The organism is Sphingobium sp. TomMM15 (assembly GCF_055397045.1).
Map to the genome: position 1 here is coordinate 660,153 of NZ_AP027315.1, position 14,653 is coordinate 674,805.

Annotated in this window: 15 protein-coding genes; 1 reads left to right on the top strand and 14 read right to left on the bottom strand. The window is 64.9% G+C overall.

All coding sequences use genetic code 11. From position 1 onward, the window contains the following. Nucleotides 1-3 precede the first annotated feature (3 nt). The 14 genes from ACZ51H_RS15765 to ACZ51H_RS15830 all read right to left on the bottom strand — a co-directional run bounded on the left by ACZ51H_RS15765 (nucleotide 4) and on the right by ACZ51H_RS15830 (nucleotide 12,388). Nucleotides 4-966, bottom strand: coding sequence for an aldo/keto reductase (locus ACZ51H_RS15765; RefSeq protein ID WP_449468801.1), 963 nt, complete (start codon nucleotides 964-966; stop codon nucleotides 4-6). A gap of 230 nt (nucleotides 967-1,196) precedes the next feature. After that, nucleotides 1,197-1,646 carry a TadE/TadG family type IV pilus assembly protein gene (locus ACZ51H_RS15770; RefSeq protein ID WP_464803020.1) on the bottom strand — a complete coding sequence of 150 codons (450 nt, stop codon included), beginning with the start codon at nucleotides 1,644-1,646 and terminating at the stop codon, nucleotides 1,197-1,199. A 7-nt stretch (nucleotides 1,647-1,653) separates the two neighbouring features. Continuing rightward, nucleotides 1,654-1,833, bottom strand: coding sequence for a Flp family type IVb pilin (locus tag ACZ51H_RS15775; RefSeq protein WP_464803021.1), 180 nt, complete (start codon nucleotides 1,831-1,833; stop codon nucleotides 1,654-1,656). Between the two features lie 69 nt (nucleotides 1,834-1,902). Continuing rightward, on the bottom strand, nucleotides 1,903-3,663 hold the full coding sequence (locus tag ACZ51H_RS15780; protein WP_464803022.1) for a TadG family pilus assembly protein: 1,761 nt from the start codon (nucleotides 3,661-3,663) through the stop codon (nucleotides 1,903-1,905). Then, on the bottom strand, nucleotides 3,660-3,812 hold the full coding sequence (locus ACZ51H_RS15785; RefSeq protein ID WP_464803023.1) for a hypothetical protein: 153 nt from the start codon (nucleotides 3,810-3,812) through the stop codon (nucleotides 3,660-3,662). The genes ACZ51H_RS15780 and ACZ51H_RS15785 overlap by 4 nt, the downstream gene beginning before the upstream one ends. A gap of 65 nt (nucleotides 3,813-3,877) precedes the next feature. Then, nucleotides 3,878-4,486 carry a tetratricopeptide repeat protein gene (locus tag ACZ51H_RS15790; protein ID WP_464772731.1) on the bottom strand — a complete coding sequence of 203 codons (609 nt, stop codon included), beginning with the start codon at nucleotides 4,484-4,486 and terminating at the stop codon, nucleotides 3,878-3,880. Then, nucleotides 4,483-5,370 (bottom strand): type II secretion system F family protein, encoded by an 888-nt coding sequence (locus ACZ51H_RS15795; protein ID WP_464772732.1) that lies wholly within the window; start codon nucleotides 5,368-5,370, stop codon nucleotides 4,483-4,485. Before ACZ51H_RS15795 ends, ACZ51H_RS15790 begins: the two co-directional genes overlap by 4 nt. Then, the gene (locus tag ACZ51H_RS15800) at nucleotides 5,370-6,269 is read right to left on the bottom strand and encodes a type II secretion system F family protein (RefSeq protein ID WP_464803024.1); all 900 of its coding nucleotides are present in this window, start codon (nucleotides 6,267-6,269) and stop codon (nucleotides 5,370-5,372) included. The genes ACZ51H_RS15795 and ACZ51H_RS15800 overlap by 1 nt, the downstream gene beginning before the upstream one ends. Then, nucleotides 6,266-7,600 (bottom strand): CpaF family protein, encoded by a 1,335-nt coding sequence (locus ACZ51H_RS15805; protein WP_464803025.1) that lies wholly within the window; start codon nucleotides 7,598-7,600, stop codon nucleotides 6,266-6,268. The genes ACZ51H_RS15800 and ACZ51H_RS15805 overlap by 4 nt, the downstream gene beginning before the upstream one ends. After that, the gene (locus ACZ51H_RS15810; RefSeq protein ID WP_464803026.1) at nucleotides 7,597-8,757 is read right to left on the bottom strand and encodes an AAA family ATPase; all 1,161 of its coding nucleotides are present in this window, start codon (nucleotides 8,755-8,757) and stop codon (nucleotides 7,597-7,599) included. Before ACZ51H_RS15810 ends, ACZ51H_RS15805 begins: the two co-directional genes overlap by 4 nt. Nucleotides 8,758-8,759: 2 nt before the next feature. Continuing rightward, nucleotides 8,760-9,914: a type II and III secretion system protein family protein gene (locus ACZ51H_RS15815; protein WP_464803027.1), complete on the bottom strand. Its 1,155-nt coding sequence runs from the start codon at nucleotides 9,912-9,914 to the stop codon at nucleotides 8,760-8,762. Next, nucleotides 9,911-10,819 (bottom strand): Flp pilus assembly protein CpaB, encoded by a 909-nt coding sequence (gene cpaB / locus ACZ51H_RS15820; protein WP_464803028.1) that lies wholly within the window; start codon nucleotides 10,817-10,819, stop codon nucleotides 9,911-9,913. The genes ACZ51H_RS15815 and cpaB overlap by 4 nt, the downstream gene beginning before the upstream one ends. 273 nt (nucleotides 10,820-11,092) lie before the next feature. Continuing rightward, a complete protein-coding gene (locus ACZ51H_RS15825) occupies nucleotides 11,093-11,908 on the bottom strand; it encodes a universal stress protein (protein ID WP_464803029.1) in 816 nt (271 codons plus the stop codon). 288 nt (nucleotides 11,909-12,196) lie between these two features. Then, nucleotides 12,197-12,388 carry a hypothetical protein gene (locus ACZ51H_RS15830; protein ID WP_460988783.1) on the bottom strand — a complete coding sequence of 64 codons (192 nt, stop codon included), beginning with the start codon at nucleotides 12,386-12,388 and terminating at the stop codon, nucleotides 12,197-12,199. Between the two features lie 306 nt (nucleotides 12,389-12,694). On the opposite strand from ACZ51H_RS15830, the gene ACZ51H_RS15835 reads away from it, so the two are divergent. Beyond that, complete coding sequence (locus tag ACZ51H_RS15835) at nucleotides 12,695-14,638, top strand: PrkA family serine protein kinase (protein WP_449468819.1); 1,944 nt, start codon at nucleotides 12,695-12,697, stop codon at nucleotides 14,636-14,638. The last annotated feature ends 15 nt before the right edge of the window (nucleotides 14,639-14,653 follow it).

Below are 14,653 nucleotides of genomic sequence, written 5' to 3' on the forward strand. Positions count from 1 at the left end.
AGATCAGCCGATCTTCAGCGCCGCGACTTCGTCAGCCGACAGGGTGAGCGAGGCGGCCTTGACGGCTTCCTCGATACGGGCCGGGCTGGACGCGCCGAAGATGGGGATCACCTGCTGCGGCTGGTTCAGCAGATAGGCGAGCACTACGTCCGAAACGCTGACGCCATGCTTGGCGGCGACGTCCTTGGCAGCGGCCAGACGGTCCTTGTTGACCGGGTTGTCGTAGAAGCCCTGAAGATGCTCGGGAACTTCACCCTTTTCAGCGAAGGCAAAGTAGCCGCGGCTCTGCGAGCAATAGGGGATGATGGCGAGGCCAGCATCCTTGAGCTTGCCGCCATGATCTTCGAAGTACATCTGGTAGCCCTGGGCCGTGGCAGCCTCTTCATTCGGCTTGGCGAGGCCCCAGAAAGGCTCGACGGCGATGAAGCCAGCCTTGCCGTTCGCCTTGGCGTATTCGTTGGCTTCCAGCACGCGGGCGTCGGACCAGTTGGACGCGCCGAAATAGCGGATCTTGCCCGCATTCTTCGCTTCGTTCAGGAAGTCGATCAGTTCGGCAACCGGGGTTTCCGGATTGTCCATGTGGACCCAGTAGAGGTCGATGGTGTCGACGCCCAGATGCTCAAGGCTCTCATTGAGGTCGCTGCCGATGTCGGTGGCGTTGACGCGGTTGCGATAGTCGCCAGCGCGCATGTCGAAATGGCCGCCCTTGGTCGCGACGATGACGTCTTCGCGCTTCTTGCCCTTCAGCCAGGCGCCGATGGCGCGTTCGCTGGCGCCCTTGGGCGCGTCGGGCATCCAGTCGCCGTAGGAACGGGCGGTGTCGACGAAATTGCCGCCCAGTTCCAGAAACTTGTCGAGGATCGCGTTGCTGCGGTCCTGGTCGATCGACCAGCCGAGCATGTTGGTGCCGTAGCACAGACGGCTGACTGAGAGGTCGGTATTGGCGAGCGTGACCTTTGAAAGCATGGCTAACTCCTGCATGGCGGCGTCTCTTGCGGGTGCAAAAGCGTGCCCTAAACTACCTCGCGGACATCCGAACTAGCGCTCATCGCCGTTCCGGACATCGCGCGACGCGCGGACAATCAATGTTGCGCGCGCGTCATGGCGAGAGCGGACAGTTACGCAGCCGTCGGCGAAAAGGAAAGGGGGATTGTTGATATTCGTAGCTGTTACGGCAGGGCGGGCAGCCGGGCCGGTCAATAGCTGCCATTGGTGACGATCACCGTTGCGCCGAGCGTGGTCGAAGGCAAGGGGATAAAGGTGGCGTAGCGCATGAGCGGCGACCCGCTCATGTCGTAGCGGACCTGCACCTTGAACTGCCCGACGCCATCCGGCTGCGCCTGAATGTCGGGCGTCCCTCCCGAGCCAAGCAGCGTGCCATAGCCGTTGATGACAGCCTGTGCGCGGGTGCGGGCCAGTGTGGCGCGTTCGCTGGAGGAAAGGCCTGCCATCGCAGCGCGCGCGCCTTCCGCAGCGGCGTGGCGGACGCCGAGCAGGGCCGAGAACCAGAAGGAATAGATGATGATCGCGAAGATCAGCATCAGCAGCGCTGGAGCGACGAGCGCGAACTCCAGCGCGGCGATGCCTTTCTGACAGTGGAGGAGCCGGGACGCGGGCGCGCGGCTCCTCCTGCAATAGGCTTTCATCGGCGGTTTAGCTGACGCTGTTGAACAGGGCGGTGAAGGCGCCCTTCAGCCCATTGGTGAAGTCGGTCTGAAGCGCCGTGATCGCGGCCACGATCACGCCGCCGAGGACGGCATATTCCACGGCGGTGAGGCCCTTCTGGTCGCGCGCCAGGCGCTTCATGAACTTTCGTGCGACATCAATGATCATCGTCTTTCTCCTCAAATCCCTCCGGTCATGATCGGTGGTGCGTGGAGGGGATCGCGCCGCCGGTCTCCTTTAAATCAGCACCGGCACACCGCACCGGACGCCCGTGACCCATACGGTCGCATGGCCAAGCTGGATGCCGAGCGCGGCGAGCAGATTGTCGAGCAGCGGGTCGGCGGTGTTGCCGATGAGCGCGGCCAGCGGGGTGGTGATTGCGCCGAGCAGCTGGGACCGCGTGGCGCCTGTGTCGCAGACCGGCCAGATGCAGAGGTTGAGCGGCTTCACCTGAAGGCCGTTCGGGCCGCTGAGGCTGTTGGTGAGGGACGTTAGCAGTGGCCCCGTTTGCGACCCGTTGCCGATGGTGGCGGGTGTTCCGGGGGTGCCGGGGCGGCCGATCGTCCCCTGACCGCCCGGCCCGAAAAGCAGCGTTCCGCTATTGCCCATCACCGGCTGCGCGACCGCGCGGGCGTCGGCGGTGATGAGGTTGAGGACGCTCAGGATCCGCGCGGGCGCTATGTCGCTGGCGGAAAGCGGCGGCATCGGGCGGCTCATGGCGTTGGCGGGCGCCTGACCGATATAGGCGTTGACGAGGCCGGAGGTGGCGAGAATGCTCACCCGGCTGTCGCGCGCCTGCTCCGCCGTGTTGGCGCAATCTATGGCGCTGACGTCCGCTCGGGCTGCGGCGACGTCGATAAGCAAGGGGACGGATTCGACGCCGATCCCCAATATGTTGAGGTTGAGGCCAAGGTTCAGCTGCAACCGCAGCGCCGATGTGCTGGCGCTGGTCTCACCCGCTGGTCCGAAGGAGAAGCGCGGCCTGTCGATCGGGCCGGTCGCGACGGCGGCGAGGCGGATCGTGCTGCCCGATGCGACGCGGCTGATGGCGTCGGACAGGTCGATGCTGCCATTGCCCGCCTGAACGGCGAAGGCGAAAAGCTGATAGGCGTTCAGTCCCGCGCGCAGGCCGGGTTGCTCGTCCGCCTCGCCGACGGGCATATTCTTCCATACGCCAAGGCCGAACAGGCCCTGCAAAGGCACGGAGTAGCTATTGCTCACCCGGCCTGCGACGAGGGTCAGGGTGGCGGCGGTGGCTGGTTGGTCGGCCGCGCTTGCCGCCGCCAGCATCAGGTCGCGCAATCCCACGCTGCGGCTGGTCAGGGCGCCATAGCTGCCCGTTTCGCCGACGCGCTGCGCCAGTGCGTCGAAGAAGCGGCCAGCATCGACATAGCCGCCCATAAGCGTCTGGACGTCGCTGGCTCCCAACTGCAACTGGATACCAAGCAGCCCGCCGAGCAGGTCGTTGACGCTGTTCACCAGCGAACTGGTGACGGTGAGGATGCCGGAGCTGACGCCGACACCCGCTTCGTCGATGCGCGCGGCGGTGGCGGTGGCGGCGATTTCGGGGATGGGATTGGCGCCACCGAGGACGCGGGTGAAGAACTGGCGGCTGGGCTTGCCGGTGCGGATGCGGATGGCATTGGGCTGGCCATTGCCGGGGCAGCGGGTGAAGCTGGCGTCGAACCGCTGGGGCGCGGAAAGGGCCGCGTCGGCGCAATAGCGGCCAAGTTCCACCGAACGCAGGATTGCGGGGTCATAGCCGTTGCGGCTGAGGCTGTCGCGGGCGCGCGCTTCGGCCTGCGCGGGATACATGGCGGCGGCGAGGGCGGCACTTTCCGTGGCGGCGCGCAGGTCGCGGCTCCCGGCATAATAGAGGCCCGCGTCGAGGGCAAAGCCCATCGCCCCGACCAGCACCGCGCCAAATGCCGCGACCATCGGCACCACGGCCGCGCGCCGGTCGTGCCACAGGGGATGGAGGCGGCGGAGCAGCATCATGGGAAGGTGGGGGCGTCCTGATCGGCGGAGCGGGGCAGGCGTTGGCCGATAGATTGCAGGTAGCGGTTGCGGATGGCCTCAGCTTCTTCCGCGCTGAGGCCGGTGCTTTCCGGGGCGCGGGGTGGCGAGCGTAGCTGCCATTCGATCACGCGGCGTGCCTGATCGGCCTCAGGGAGCGTGTGGGCGGAAGCCAATAGAAGGCAAAGGCAGAGCATCAGCGGTCCTTTGGTGCGGGGAGACGAGCGGCTTGCGCGGCGATCTGGCGGCGGAGGGCGTCACGCTGAGGCTCATCGCGGATGGTGGAGAGGAGGGTTTCCGCCTCGGCATTTTGACCGGCTGCCTTCAATGCGAGCAGGAGGTTGTTGCGGATCACTGGGGTGCCCGGCGACAGGTCCAGCGCGCCGCGCAGGCTTTCCGCCGCTTCCGCTGCTAGCCCCGCGCGTAGCTGGGCGAAGCCGAGGGCGTTGCGGAGCATGGGGTCGGCGGGGCTTGCCTGAACCGCTTGGCTGTAGGGCGCGATGGCTTCGGACCAGCGTCCGCGCGCAGCGAGCAGGTGGCCGCGCACTGCGCTGCCGCCGCCATCGGGGAGCGCTGCGGCTGCTGCTTCGGCTCCATTGAGATCATTGAGATCTAGCAGGCTGTTGACGCGCAGGATGCGTGCGTCGCGGTCGCCGGGATAGCGGCGGTCGAAATCGTCCAGATAGGCGAGGGCGGCGCGGGGCCTGCCATCGGCGCGCGCCTGATGGATGAGTTGCAGATAGAGGCTGCGGGTCGAACCGGATGTGTCGGCGGCTGCGAGGAGCAGGGGGAGGAGCCACATCATCGCGCACTCGCCCGCAAGGTGTCGAGGATGGCGACGACCGGCGGCCCGCCCAGAACGATGAACAGGGCGGGCATGAAGAAGAGGATCATCAGCACGACCATGCGGACGGTGATGCCGCCCATCGCTTCGCGCGCGCGGGCGACGCGGCGCTGGGTGAATTCACGGGCGAATTCGCGCAGGGCTGGGGCAAGCTCGATCCCCTGGAACATGGCCTGGCGGAACAGGGCGGCGAGTTCTTTCGCCCCGCTGACCGCCACGCGCGCGGCCCAGCGATCTAGCGCCAGTTCGTAGCGCATGCCCCGGTCTAGGTCGGTGACGAGCAAGGCGATTAGTTGGCCGTGGTGCGGCACCGCGACCTGTTCGTCGCGGGCGATCGAACGGAAGCATTGGTCGAGCGAGACGCCGCTTTCCAGCATCATCAGCATGAGGTCGAGCAGGAAGGGAAATTCGGCGGTGATCTTCCTTGCCCGGCTGGAGGCGAGCAGGTTCAGCGCTTGGCGCGCGCCCACGAAGGCTAGCCCTGCGGCAATGACGATCAGCATCGGGCGTGATAGCCAGCCGTGCCAGAGGATGCGGCACAGGAACGCGGCCAGCAGCGCGGCTAGCAGGGTTGCGGCTAGGCGCAGCCAGAGGAAGTGGTTGATGGCGCGTGGGTCTTGATAGCCTGCGAGCTGTAACTGGCGTTCGAGGCTCGACCGGTTGCGGCCTTCGGCTCCGAGTATGGTGGGTAGGCGCAGCGAGGGCTTGGCTTGTCCGATTGGCGTAAACCGGGCGAGCCGTGCCTCCAGCCGTCGATCGGCGATCAGCATCCGGCCGCCGAGCAAGGCTACGCCGAGCCCAATGAGCGCCATGAGGAGGCAGGCGAGGAGAAAGGCCGAGGGCATCAGAAGGCGAGCCTCATCACCCGGCGCATGACCAGCATGCCTGCGATCTGAAGTCCGATGGCGATGAATGCCATGCGGTGCCCGCGCGCGTCGTCTAGGAAGAAGTCGATATAGGCCGGGTTGGACGCCATCAGCAGCGCCATCGCGACGATCGGCATGGCGATCAGCACGCGGGAGCTGACCTTGGCTTCGGACGTTGCGGCTTTCAGTTCGCGCGCGATGCGGATGCGTTCGCGCAGGATGGCGGAGAGGTTCGACAGGACCGCGCTGACGGGGCCGCCATAGCGCATGTTGGTGCGGATCGCGGCGGTCAGCATCGACATTTCAGGAACGCGGAGTCGGTCGGCGAGTTGCTGCATTGCCTCGCTGACCGGGGCGCCGAGTTCGAGGCGGCGTGCGGCTGGCGCGAGATAGCTGCGGACGATGCCGAGTGCGTCGGTGAGCGATCGTTCCAGCGCCTGGGGCAGGGAGCTGCCGACCGCCTGCATCTGGCGCACGGCATCGATGTAGAAGGGGAGGGCCTCGATGAGGGCATTCACGCGGCGCTGAGCGCGCGCCCTGATCCACAGGAAAAGGACGGCGGGCGGGAGCGGTAATAGGATGACTGTCACTACCGGGCCGGTTGCCAGCAATGTGGCGAGGGTGAACAATGCCATGCAACCGCCGAAAATGCCGATAGCGCGCGTGGTTATTTCCAGTTGCGCGCGGGCGAGCAGTGGCGCGGCGAGGCTGGGGACGGTCAGGCGGACGCTTTGGCGCGAGGTGGGAGCATCGCCGGGCGCGATTGCCGCCAGCCGCCGCGACAGCCGCGCCTGTTCCCGCGCGCGCAGGGCGAGCAGCGGGGAGGCCGTCGCCGCTAGCGTCAACAGCGCGAGCAGGAGGAACGCCGCCGCCTTCACACTATGCCCTGCCGGACGGCGCCCGGCGCATAGTCGCGCAGGCGTGGGGCGAAATAGGGGCGGGGCGAGTGGCTGCGAAATTCGCCCATGCCGGACATGGCGGGCTGTTCGTGAAAGCTGAACAGCTCGTTGAAGGAATAGGCTTCGCCCTCGATGCCGGTGACTTCGGTCACGCCGGTCACGCGGCGGCTGCCGTTCGACAGGCGCTGGATATGCACCACGACATGGACGCTGCTGGCGATGAACCGCCGGATCGCGCGGATGTCATTCTGGACCCCGGCAAAGCCCATCAGCATTTCGAGACGGGCGAAGGCATCACGCGGGCTATTGCCGTGCAGCGTCGCCATCGATCCGTCATGGCCTGTGGACATGGCTTGCAGCATCTCCACCACCTCGACCCCGCGGACCTCGCCCAGGATGATGCGGTCGGGGCGCATGCGCAGCGCGTTGCGGACGAGTTCGCGGGCACTGATCTCGCGATTGCCATCGACATTGGGCGGGCGGGTTTCCAGCCGGACGACATGGTCCTGCCGCAACTGCAACTCGGCGGCGTCCTCTATGGTGATCAGCCGCTCGCGGTCGCTGATGAAGTGGGACAGCATGTTGAGCAGGGTGGATTTGCCCGCGCCGGTGCCGCCGCAGATGAGGATGTTGAGCCGCGACCGCACGGCGGCGGCGAGATAGGCCGCCATTTCAGCGCTCATCACCTGACGGTTGATGAAATCTTCTATGCCGAGCGCCTGCATGCGGAATTTGCGGATCGACAGCATCGGGCCGTCGAGCGCGACCGGCGGGATGACGATATTGACGCGGGAGCCATCGGCGAGGCGCGCATCGACATAGGGGCTGGCCTCATCCACGCGGCGGCCGATGGGGCCGACTATGCGCTGAATGATGTTCATGAGGTGCGCGTCGTCGCGGAAGCGCCGGTCGACCTTCTCCAGCAGGCCGCTGCGTTCGACATAGATGGTGCCGGGGCCGTTGACGATGATGTCATCGATGCTGCCGTCGCGGAGCAGTGGGGCTAGCGGGCCGAGCCCGGCGACCTCATCCTCCACATCCTCGATCAGCAGCAGCCGTTCTGCCGTGTTGAGCGCGAGTTGCCCGCGCCTGCTGAGGCTGGTGATGACCTGTTCTATTTCGGCGCGGAGTGCCCGTGCGCCGAGCGTTTCGGCGGTGCTGCCGCGTGCTTCCAGCTGTTCGATGACTTGCGCGCAGGTCTGGGCCATGACCGCCTGATAGCTGTCGCTCATCCGCTGGGCGGCTGGCTGCGCCACTGGAGCGGGGCGGGCGGCGCTGCGCGGCAGGCTGGTGTCGAAGAGCAGGCTCATGCTGCTGGTTCCACCGGGCGCTGGAGCAGGCGGCGGAGGCGTTCGAGGCTCTTGGACGATCGCTGTGGTTCGATGCCGCAGGCGGTGCGGATGGCGCGCATATAGGGGTCTGGCGCGGCCTCCATCGCGAGCGGGCGGCCCGCGTTCAGGGCGTTGCGCATGCGGACTTGGTCGATGGGGAGCGGCAGGGTGCTGCTGGTACGCAGGATGTCGCTCATGCGGCGGCTGTCAAGCAATATGGCGGGCTGATGATCCCAGACGAGCAGGCGTGTGCGTGACAGGCTTGCCTCATCGTCACCGATGCGGTCGAGCAAGCGGCGGCAGGCGTCCATTTCGCGGATTGATTGTGCGCAGACCAGTTCGATGCGATCGGCGAGCGAGGCGAGCGTGCGCAGGAGGCCCGGATGGCGCAGGCTGCCCGCGCAGAGGATCAGGTCGCCGCAGCAGGCGCGCAGCAGGCGGACAAGCGCGGCTATGTCGGCAGGGGCTATCCCGGCCGGTTCCGTGCCTGAACCGCCGTCCAGCGTGAGGAGCATGAGGCCGCTTGGATCATGCCGGGCGAGGGCGCTGGATAGCAGGCTTGCGTCCAGCCGCTCTATGTCGGCGATGGCTGATGCGATGCCGTAGTTTACCGGGAGGTCGAGATAGGCCTCTGCCGCGCTGGTCGGCATGGTGAAGTCGATCAATAGTGTCGAGGAACCGGCGCGGGCGCAGCTGACTGCCATGTCGGTCGCGACCATCGCGGCGGCTTCGGCGTCTGCGCCAAGGACCAGAGTCAGGCGTCCGCCCTTGCCATGATCGGCGGTTGAGCGGTTGAGGAGGCGTCCGAGAATGGTGGCGATTTCGTCACCTTCCGCCGCGCGGGGGATGACATCGTCCGCGCCGGAACGGATGGCGTGTAATATTTCGTCGGCACCTGTTTCGCCGGTGACAAGCACGACCGGGCGTCCGGTCGCGCCTTCGGCCACTGCCGACAGGGCTGTTGCTATCGAGCGTTCTGGAGGGATTGCGTCCCGATCCACCAGGATTACGCAAGGCCCCTCGACCATATCCGGCGTGACTGCTTGTGCCAGCTCGACGGCCGCGCGGCCTTGCATGGCTTCGCCGATCCGCGCGGCGAGGCTGTGATCGACCGACAGGAGGATGATGCGCGCCATTGTCATGGCCTCACCACGCCGAAGGGCACGACTGGGTCTTTGGTGTCGAGCAGCGATCCGGGCAGTGCGGGCACGTCCTTTGCCTGCACCGGCCCCACCAGCCGAGGCGTGGCGACGATGACCAGTTCCTGCCGTTCCTTCTGGGTCTGCTGGCGGCGGAAGAAGGCGCCGATCACGGGGATGTCGCCGAGCAGGGGTGTCTTTTCTCGTGTGGTCGATTGGCTGGAATAGCTGAGGCCCGCGATCACGAAGCTCTGGCCGCTGCCCAGTTCGACCGTGGTCTCTGCCGAACGGCGGCGCAGGCCGGGCACGACATACCCCTGCAACTGGACGCCGCTATTATAGTCGAGTTCGCTGACCTCCGGCGCGATTTTCAGCACGATCTGGTCGGGCGACAGGACGAAGGGCGTGACGGACAGGCGGACGCCGAACTCCTTATATTGGATGGAGATAGCGTTGCCGTTGCCCGATGCCTGCGGCACGGGCACAGGGATCTCGCCGCCCGCGAGGAAGCTCGCCTGCTCGCCCGATCGGACCAGCAGGGTGGGTTGGGCCAGCAATTCGGACAGGCCGTTGGAGGAAAGGGCGCTCAGCACCGCGTTGATGCCGCGATTGGGGGCGGACAGGAACAGGTTGAACGCATTCTGGATGGGCACGCTGGCGTCGAGCGAGGAGCCGCCGGGCGAGAAGCTGGCGCTCTTGAAACTGCTGGGAGAGACGACCGCGCCCTGAATGTCGCCGCTGAGTTTGGAGAAGTTGAAGCCCAACGCCTTGAGCGTGGAGGAGGATACGGCGGCGAATTGCACATCGACGGCGACGACCTGTTCGCCAGTGACGATGCGGGGGCTCATGAGCGCGCCCGGCTCCCGTGCGGTTGCGCCGGAGGACGACACGGCAAAGCGCGTTTCCGCCATCAGCGATCCGTCGCGGCCGAATATGCTGATCGTTGTGCTGCCCGCGCCTATTCCGGTGACGCTCAAGGACCGGGCGGTGGGTGCGGCGACTGAAATAACGTCGTCCCGATCCACCTCTATCCGGCCGATGGGGCGGGGGTAGGTGAGCGTCCGCTTCTGCTGGATCGACAGCGACCTTTGGTCCTGCGCCTGGGCGGGAGGTGCTGCGGCGAGCGCTACGGCGAGGGCGAGGATGAGTTTCAACGCCGGGCGCTCCCCGAATAGATGGTTTCGCGGCGGTCGCCGATGACTAGCTCGATCGGCTGGCGGGGAGCAGGGGCGGGACGAGCCTGCGCGGCCATGGGCGCAGGGCGTGCGGGTAGGGCTTGGGTGAGCGGGGCGGGATCGGGACCGTTGGAATTGGTTGGTGCGACCGCGACCTGTTCGCTGTCCACAGGGTTGCGAAGGGAAAGAGTGAGCGCGCCCGTGCTCTTTGCCAGCGACAGGATGGAGACCTGCCGCGGATCGAGCGCGAGCGTCACGGTTCGGGCGGGCGGTGGCGGGGAGGATAGCTGGTCTTTCGTCCCTGATGCTGGCGCGGTGCCGAGGACGGCGTCGCCCACGGCAAGCACCTGAACCATTTGAAGCAATGTCTGGGCTCGGCTGCGGCCTGCGCCACGCGCGCCGCTGATGGCGTCGGCGCCGGGATAGACGACCTGTACGTCCACGCGGTCGCCGGGGCGGACGAGGCCCGCCACCGCGATTTCGGCCGTGGTGTCGATGCTGATCGCTCGCATGCCGACCGGCACGCGGATGGCGAGCTTTTCCTCGCCGCCGACCGCGTCCCGGGGGATGAGCGCGCCTGCGGCGATGGCGCGAGTGGCGACCTTGCCGATCAGTTCGGCTGGCGTGGCGGCGGTCGGGTGGCGAGTGGGGTCAGCTATCGCATTGCGGATCATGGCGGCGGTGATCGTCTCGCCTGTCCGGATCGGGCGGGCGGCGGATGCAAGGACGACGGGCTGGGGGGGTCTACTGTCCGCTGCCGACCGGGTCGGCGGGACCGTCGCGGCTGACGATCGTTGCATTTCGCGAACGCCCAGCAGCAGGAACAGCATGGCGGCAACCATGCCTGCAACCATCATGATCCTGGCTTTCCACCCCAATTGCATCAATTCCCCCCTTGATCTTGCGTCCACGCAAATCGCCCCACATCGAGGCAAGACCCTGTAGCTTCGAGGAATCTATGCGTTATCGGCGGCCGAGGGGACCGGAGATGCCGCCGATATGATGGGACCAGAGGGGTAAAGATTGCCCGGCGTTAACTTCTTCGCCCGGCATTTGCGTGGCGCCGCGCGCGCAAGGGCTTTTTTTGCGCGTGATCGACCGCGCGAAAGGTTCAATTTGGCGCAATCTCTCCGGATCGGAGCTTCGCTGCGGCCTCGTCAGTGCGCCAGCAACAGCGGAACATGCGCCTCGCGCAGCATCGTGCGGGTTACGCCGCCGAAGACGAGTTCGCGCCAGCGGCTGTGCCCGAACGCGCCCATCACCATCCAGTCGGGCTTCAGCACATTGATCGCGGCTTTCAGGGTAGCCTCCACAGTGCGGCCATCCTGCGGCCATGTATGGAATTGCGTCCTGACGCCATGACGGGAGAGATATTCGGGCGCATCGGTCGCGGGGAAGGGGTATTTGCCCGCCTCCTCAACGGTCACCACATCCACTTCTGCGGCATGCTTCAGCAGCGGTACGGCCAACCGGAGCGCCGCCGATGCCTCGCGCGATCCTTCCCAGGCGACGAGCGCCCGGCCCTTGATCATCATGCCCCGCGCGTCCTCCGGCACGGCGAGGACCGGCGTGCGACCGCCCATCGCCAGATCGGCGGCGAGATGCAACGGATCGCTCATTTCCCGCCGAGGGCCAGCGGGCAGCGTCACGATCATGAAGTCACATAAAGCGGACGCTGAAAGCAGGCCGTGAACAATGTCACCATCGGCCTGCCGCCAATCCCAATTCACGTCTTCGCGTTGCAGCCGTTGCTCTACCTTCGCACGCATGCGCGCATCGATCTGGTGCAGTTCGGCCATGATCGCGGGGGCGATGGACGCCCCGCCATAAAGATCCCCGGCGACAAGGTTAGGCATGGAGGTGACCTGTACGCAGTGGATATGCGCGTCGAGCGCGCGGGCAATGTCACTGGCGGCCTGGAGTCGGCTCTCCATGGCGCTATCGTCGTGAATGTGGAGCAGAATGGATGTCATCGCACCTCTCCATGCTCTTAAGACCGCGAAAATGGTCGCCTTCTTATACCCTTCTTTGCCCATCGCGGTTAATAGCATTTATGCTATATATCCAAAGGCGGGTGTGGACGCCGTGCGCCGGGAATGCGCATCGGCGAATGGGGGAAGCATCATGCCTGGAATCTTTTCAGCTTCAAGACTGTGGCGCGATCGTGGAGGCGCTACGGCTGCCGAATATGCGCTTTTGCTGGCCATCATCGGCGGCGGGATGGTCGGGGCGACCTGGCTGTTGGGGCAGGCGGTCGGCAGTCAGATGAACCAGCAGGTAGCCCTGTTCGCATCATCCGCAGGGAGCAGCTCGACCAGTTCGTCAAGCTCATCCAGCGGCGGATCGAGTGCTGGTGGCGGTTCATCGACCGGCGGAAGTAGCAGCACCGGCGGAGGTGGCACCACGACGACGAGCACTGGCGGGACTACGACGGGCGGCACCAGCTCGGGCAATGGAAGCTCCGGAAATGGCAGCTCCGGCAACGGGAGTTCGGGGAACGGCAGTTCCGGGAATGGAAGCTCGGGCAACGGCAAAAAGTAAGGCGTCGGGAGCGGAGCGAGGAGGCTCGCTCCGCTCGCTTCGACAGAGTTCGCGGCGTGAGGCGCGCATCGCCAAGGTGCCCGCGTCCCGCAGGCAGTTTATCCTGAAATATCCGGATGGTCAGGAATAATTTTTACAGTCATTCAATTTTGTAGGACTATTTTTGCGGGCTCGCGCGTATTATATTCGTAACATGACTACTGCGGCGGGAGTCGTCAGTGACGAAAAGCGAACTGTTTTCGAGCTTCACGCGGAATTTTGACGAACGGCGTCAAGCCGAGATGTCGATCGAGGATTATTTGCTGGGATGCCGCAATGATCCCTTGATGCATGCATCAGCACCGGAGCGCCTGCTCGCGGCGATCGGCGAACCGGAAATCATAGACACATCCCGCGACCAGCGGCTCGGGCGGATTTTTATGAACCGCACCATCCGCCGATACAAAAGCTTCGCCAATTTCTACGGCATGGAAGCGACGATCGAACATATCGTCAGCTTCCTGCGCCATGCCAGCCAGGGTCTGGAGGAGCGCAAGCAGATCCTCTATCTGCTCGGCCCGGTCGGCGGCGGCAAATCCTCGCTGGCTGAACGGCTCAAGGCGTTGATGGAAACGCACCCCATCTATGCGCTGAAGGCCGGGGATGAGATCAGCCCGATCTTCGAAAGCCCGCTGGCCCTGTTCGATGCGGAAACGCACGGCGCGTTCATCGAGGAAAATTACAGCATTCCCCGCCGCCGCCTGACCGGCATGATCAGCCCATGGGCGCGCAAGAGGCTGGACGAGTTTTCCGGCGACATCTCGCAATTCAAGGTCATCCGCCTGATGCCTTCGCGCATGCGGCAGATCGCCATCGCCAAGACCGAGCCGGGCGATGAGAATAATCAGGACATCAGCTCGCTGGTCGGCAAGGTCGACATACGCAAGCTGGAGATGCTGTCCCAGAACGACCCCGATGCCTACAGCTATTCGGGCGGCCTTAATCGCGCGAACCAGGGGATGCTCGAGTTCGTCGAGATGTTCAAGGCGCCGATCAAGATGCTCCACCCGCTGCTGACCGCGACGCAGGAGGGCAATTATATCGGCACCGAGAATATCGGGGCCATCCCCTTTAACGGCATCATCATGGCGCATTCCAATGAATCGGAATGGTCGAATTTCAAGAACAACAAGAATAATGAAGCTTTCATCGACCGCATCTATGTCATCAAGGTGCCTTATAGCTTGCAGGCCACCGAAGAACGGCATGTCTATGAAAAGCTGCTGAGGGAGTCGGACCTCAGCAAGGCGCCTTGCGCTCCGGGGACACTGGACATGCTGGCGCGCTTTTCTGTCCTCACGCGGCTGCGGGAGCATGAGAACAGTAATCTCTATTCCAAGATGCGCGTCTATGACGGGGAAATGCTGCGGGAGATTGATCCGCGGGCCAAGAGCATGCAGGAATATCGCGATGCCGCCGGGGTGGACGAGGGCATGTCGGGCACATCGACCCGCTTCGCCTTCAAGGCGCTGTCGGCGACCTTCAACCATGACAGCAGCGAAATAGCCGCCGATCCCGTCCACCTCATGTATGTGCTGGAAGGGATGGTCCGGCAGGAACAATTCCCCGCCGATGTGGAAGCCAAATATCTGGAATTCATCAAGGGCGAGCTTGCGCCGCGCTATGCCGAATTTATCGGCAATGAAATCCAGAAGGCTTATCTCGAATCCTACAATGACTATGGCCAGAACCTGTTCGACCGCTATGTCGCCTATGCCGACGCGTGGATCGAGGATCTGGACTTCAAGGACCCGGACACGGGGCAGCTTCTCGATCGCGAAATCATCAACCAGGAATTGTCCAAGACCGAAAAGCCCGCCGGGATCGCCAATCCCAAGGACTTCCGGAACGAGGTGGTGAAGTTCGCGCTGCGCATGCGGGCCAGCAACGACGGACGCAATCCCAGCTGGACGAGCTATGAGAAAATCCGCGAAGTCATCGAAAAGCGGATGTTCAGCCAGGTCGAGGACCTTCTGCCGGTCATCAGCTTCGGGTCCAAGAAGGACGGCGACACGGCGGGCAAGCATGACGAGTTCGTCGCGCGGATGATCGAACGAGGCTACACCGAACGGCAGGTCCGTCGGCTGGTGGAATGGTATATAAGGGTCAAGCAGGCCGGGTAAACGGATGGAGGTGCT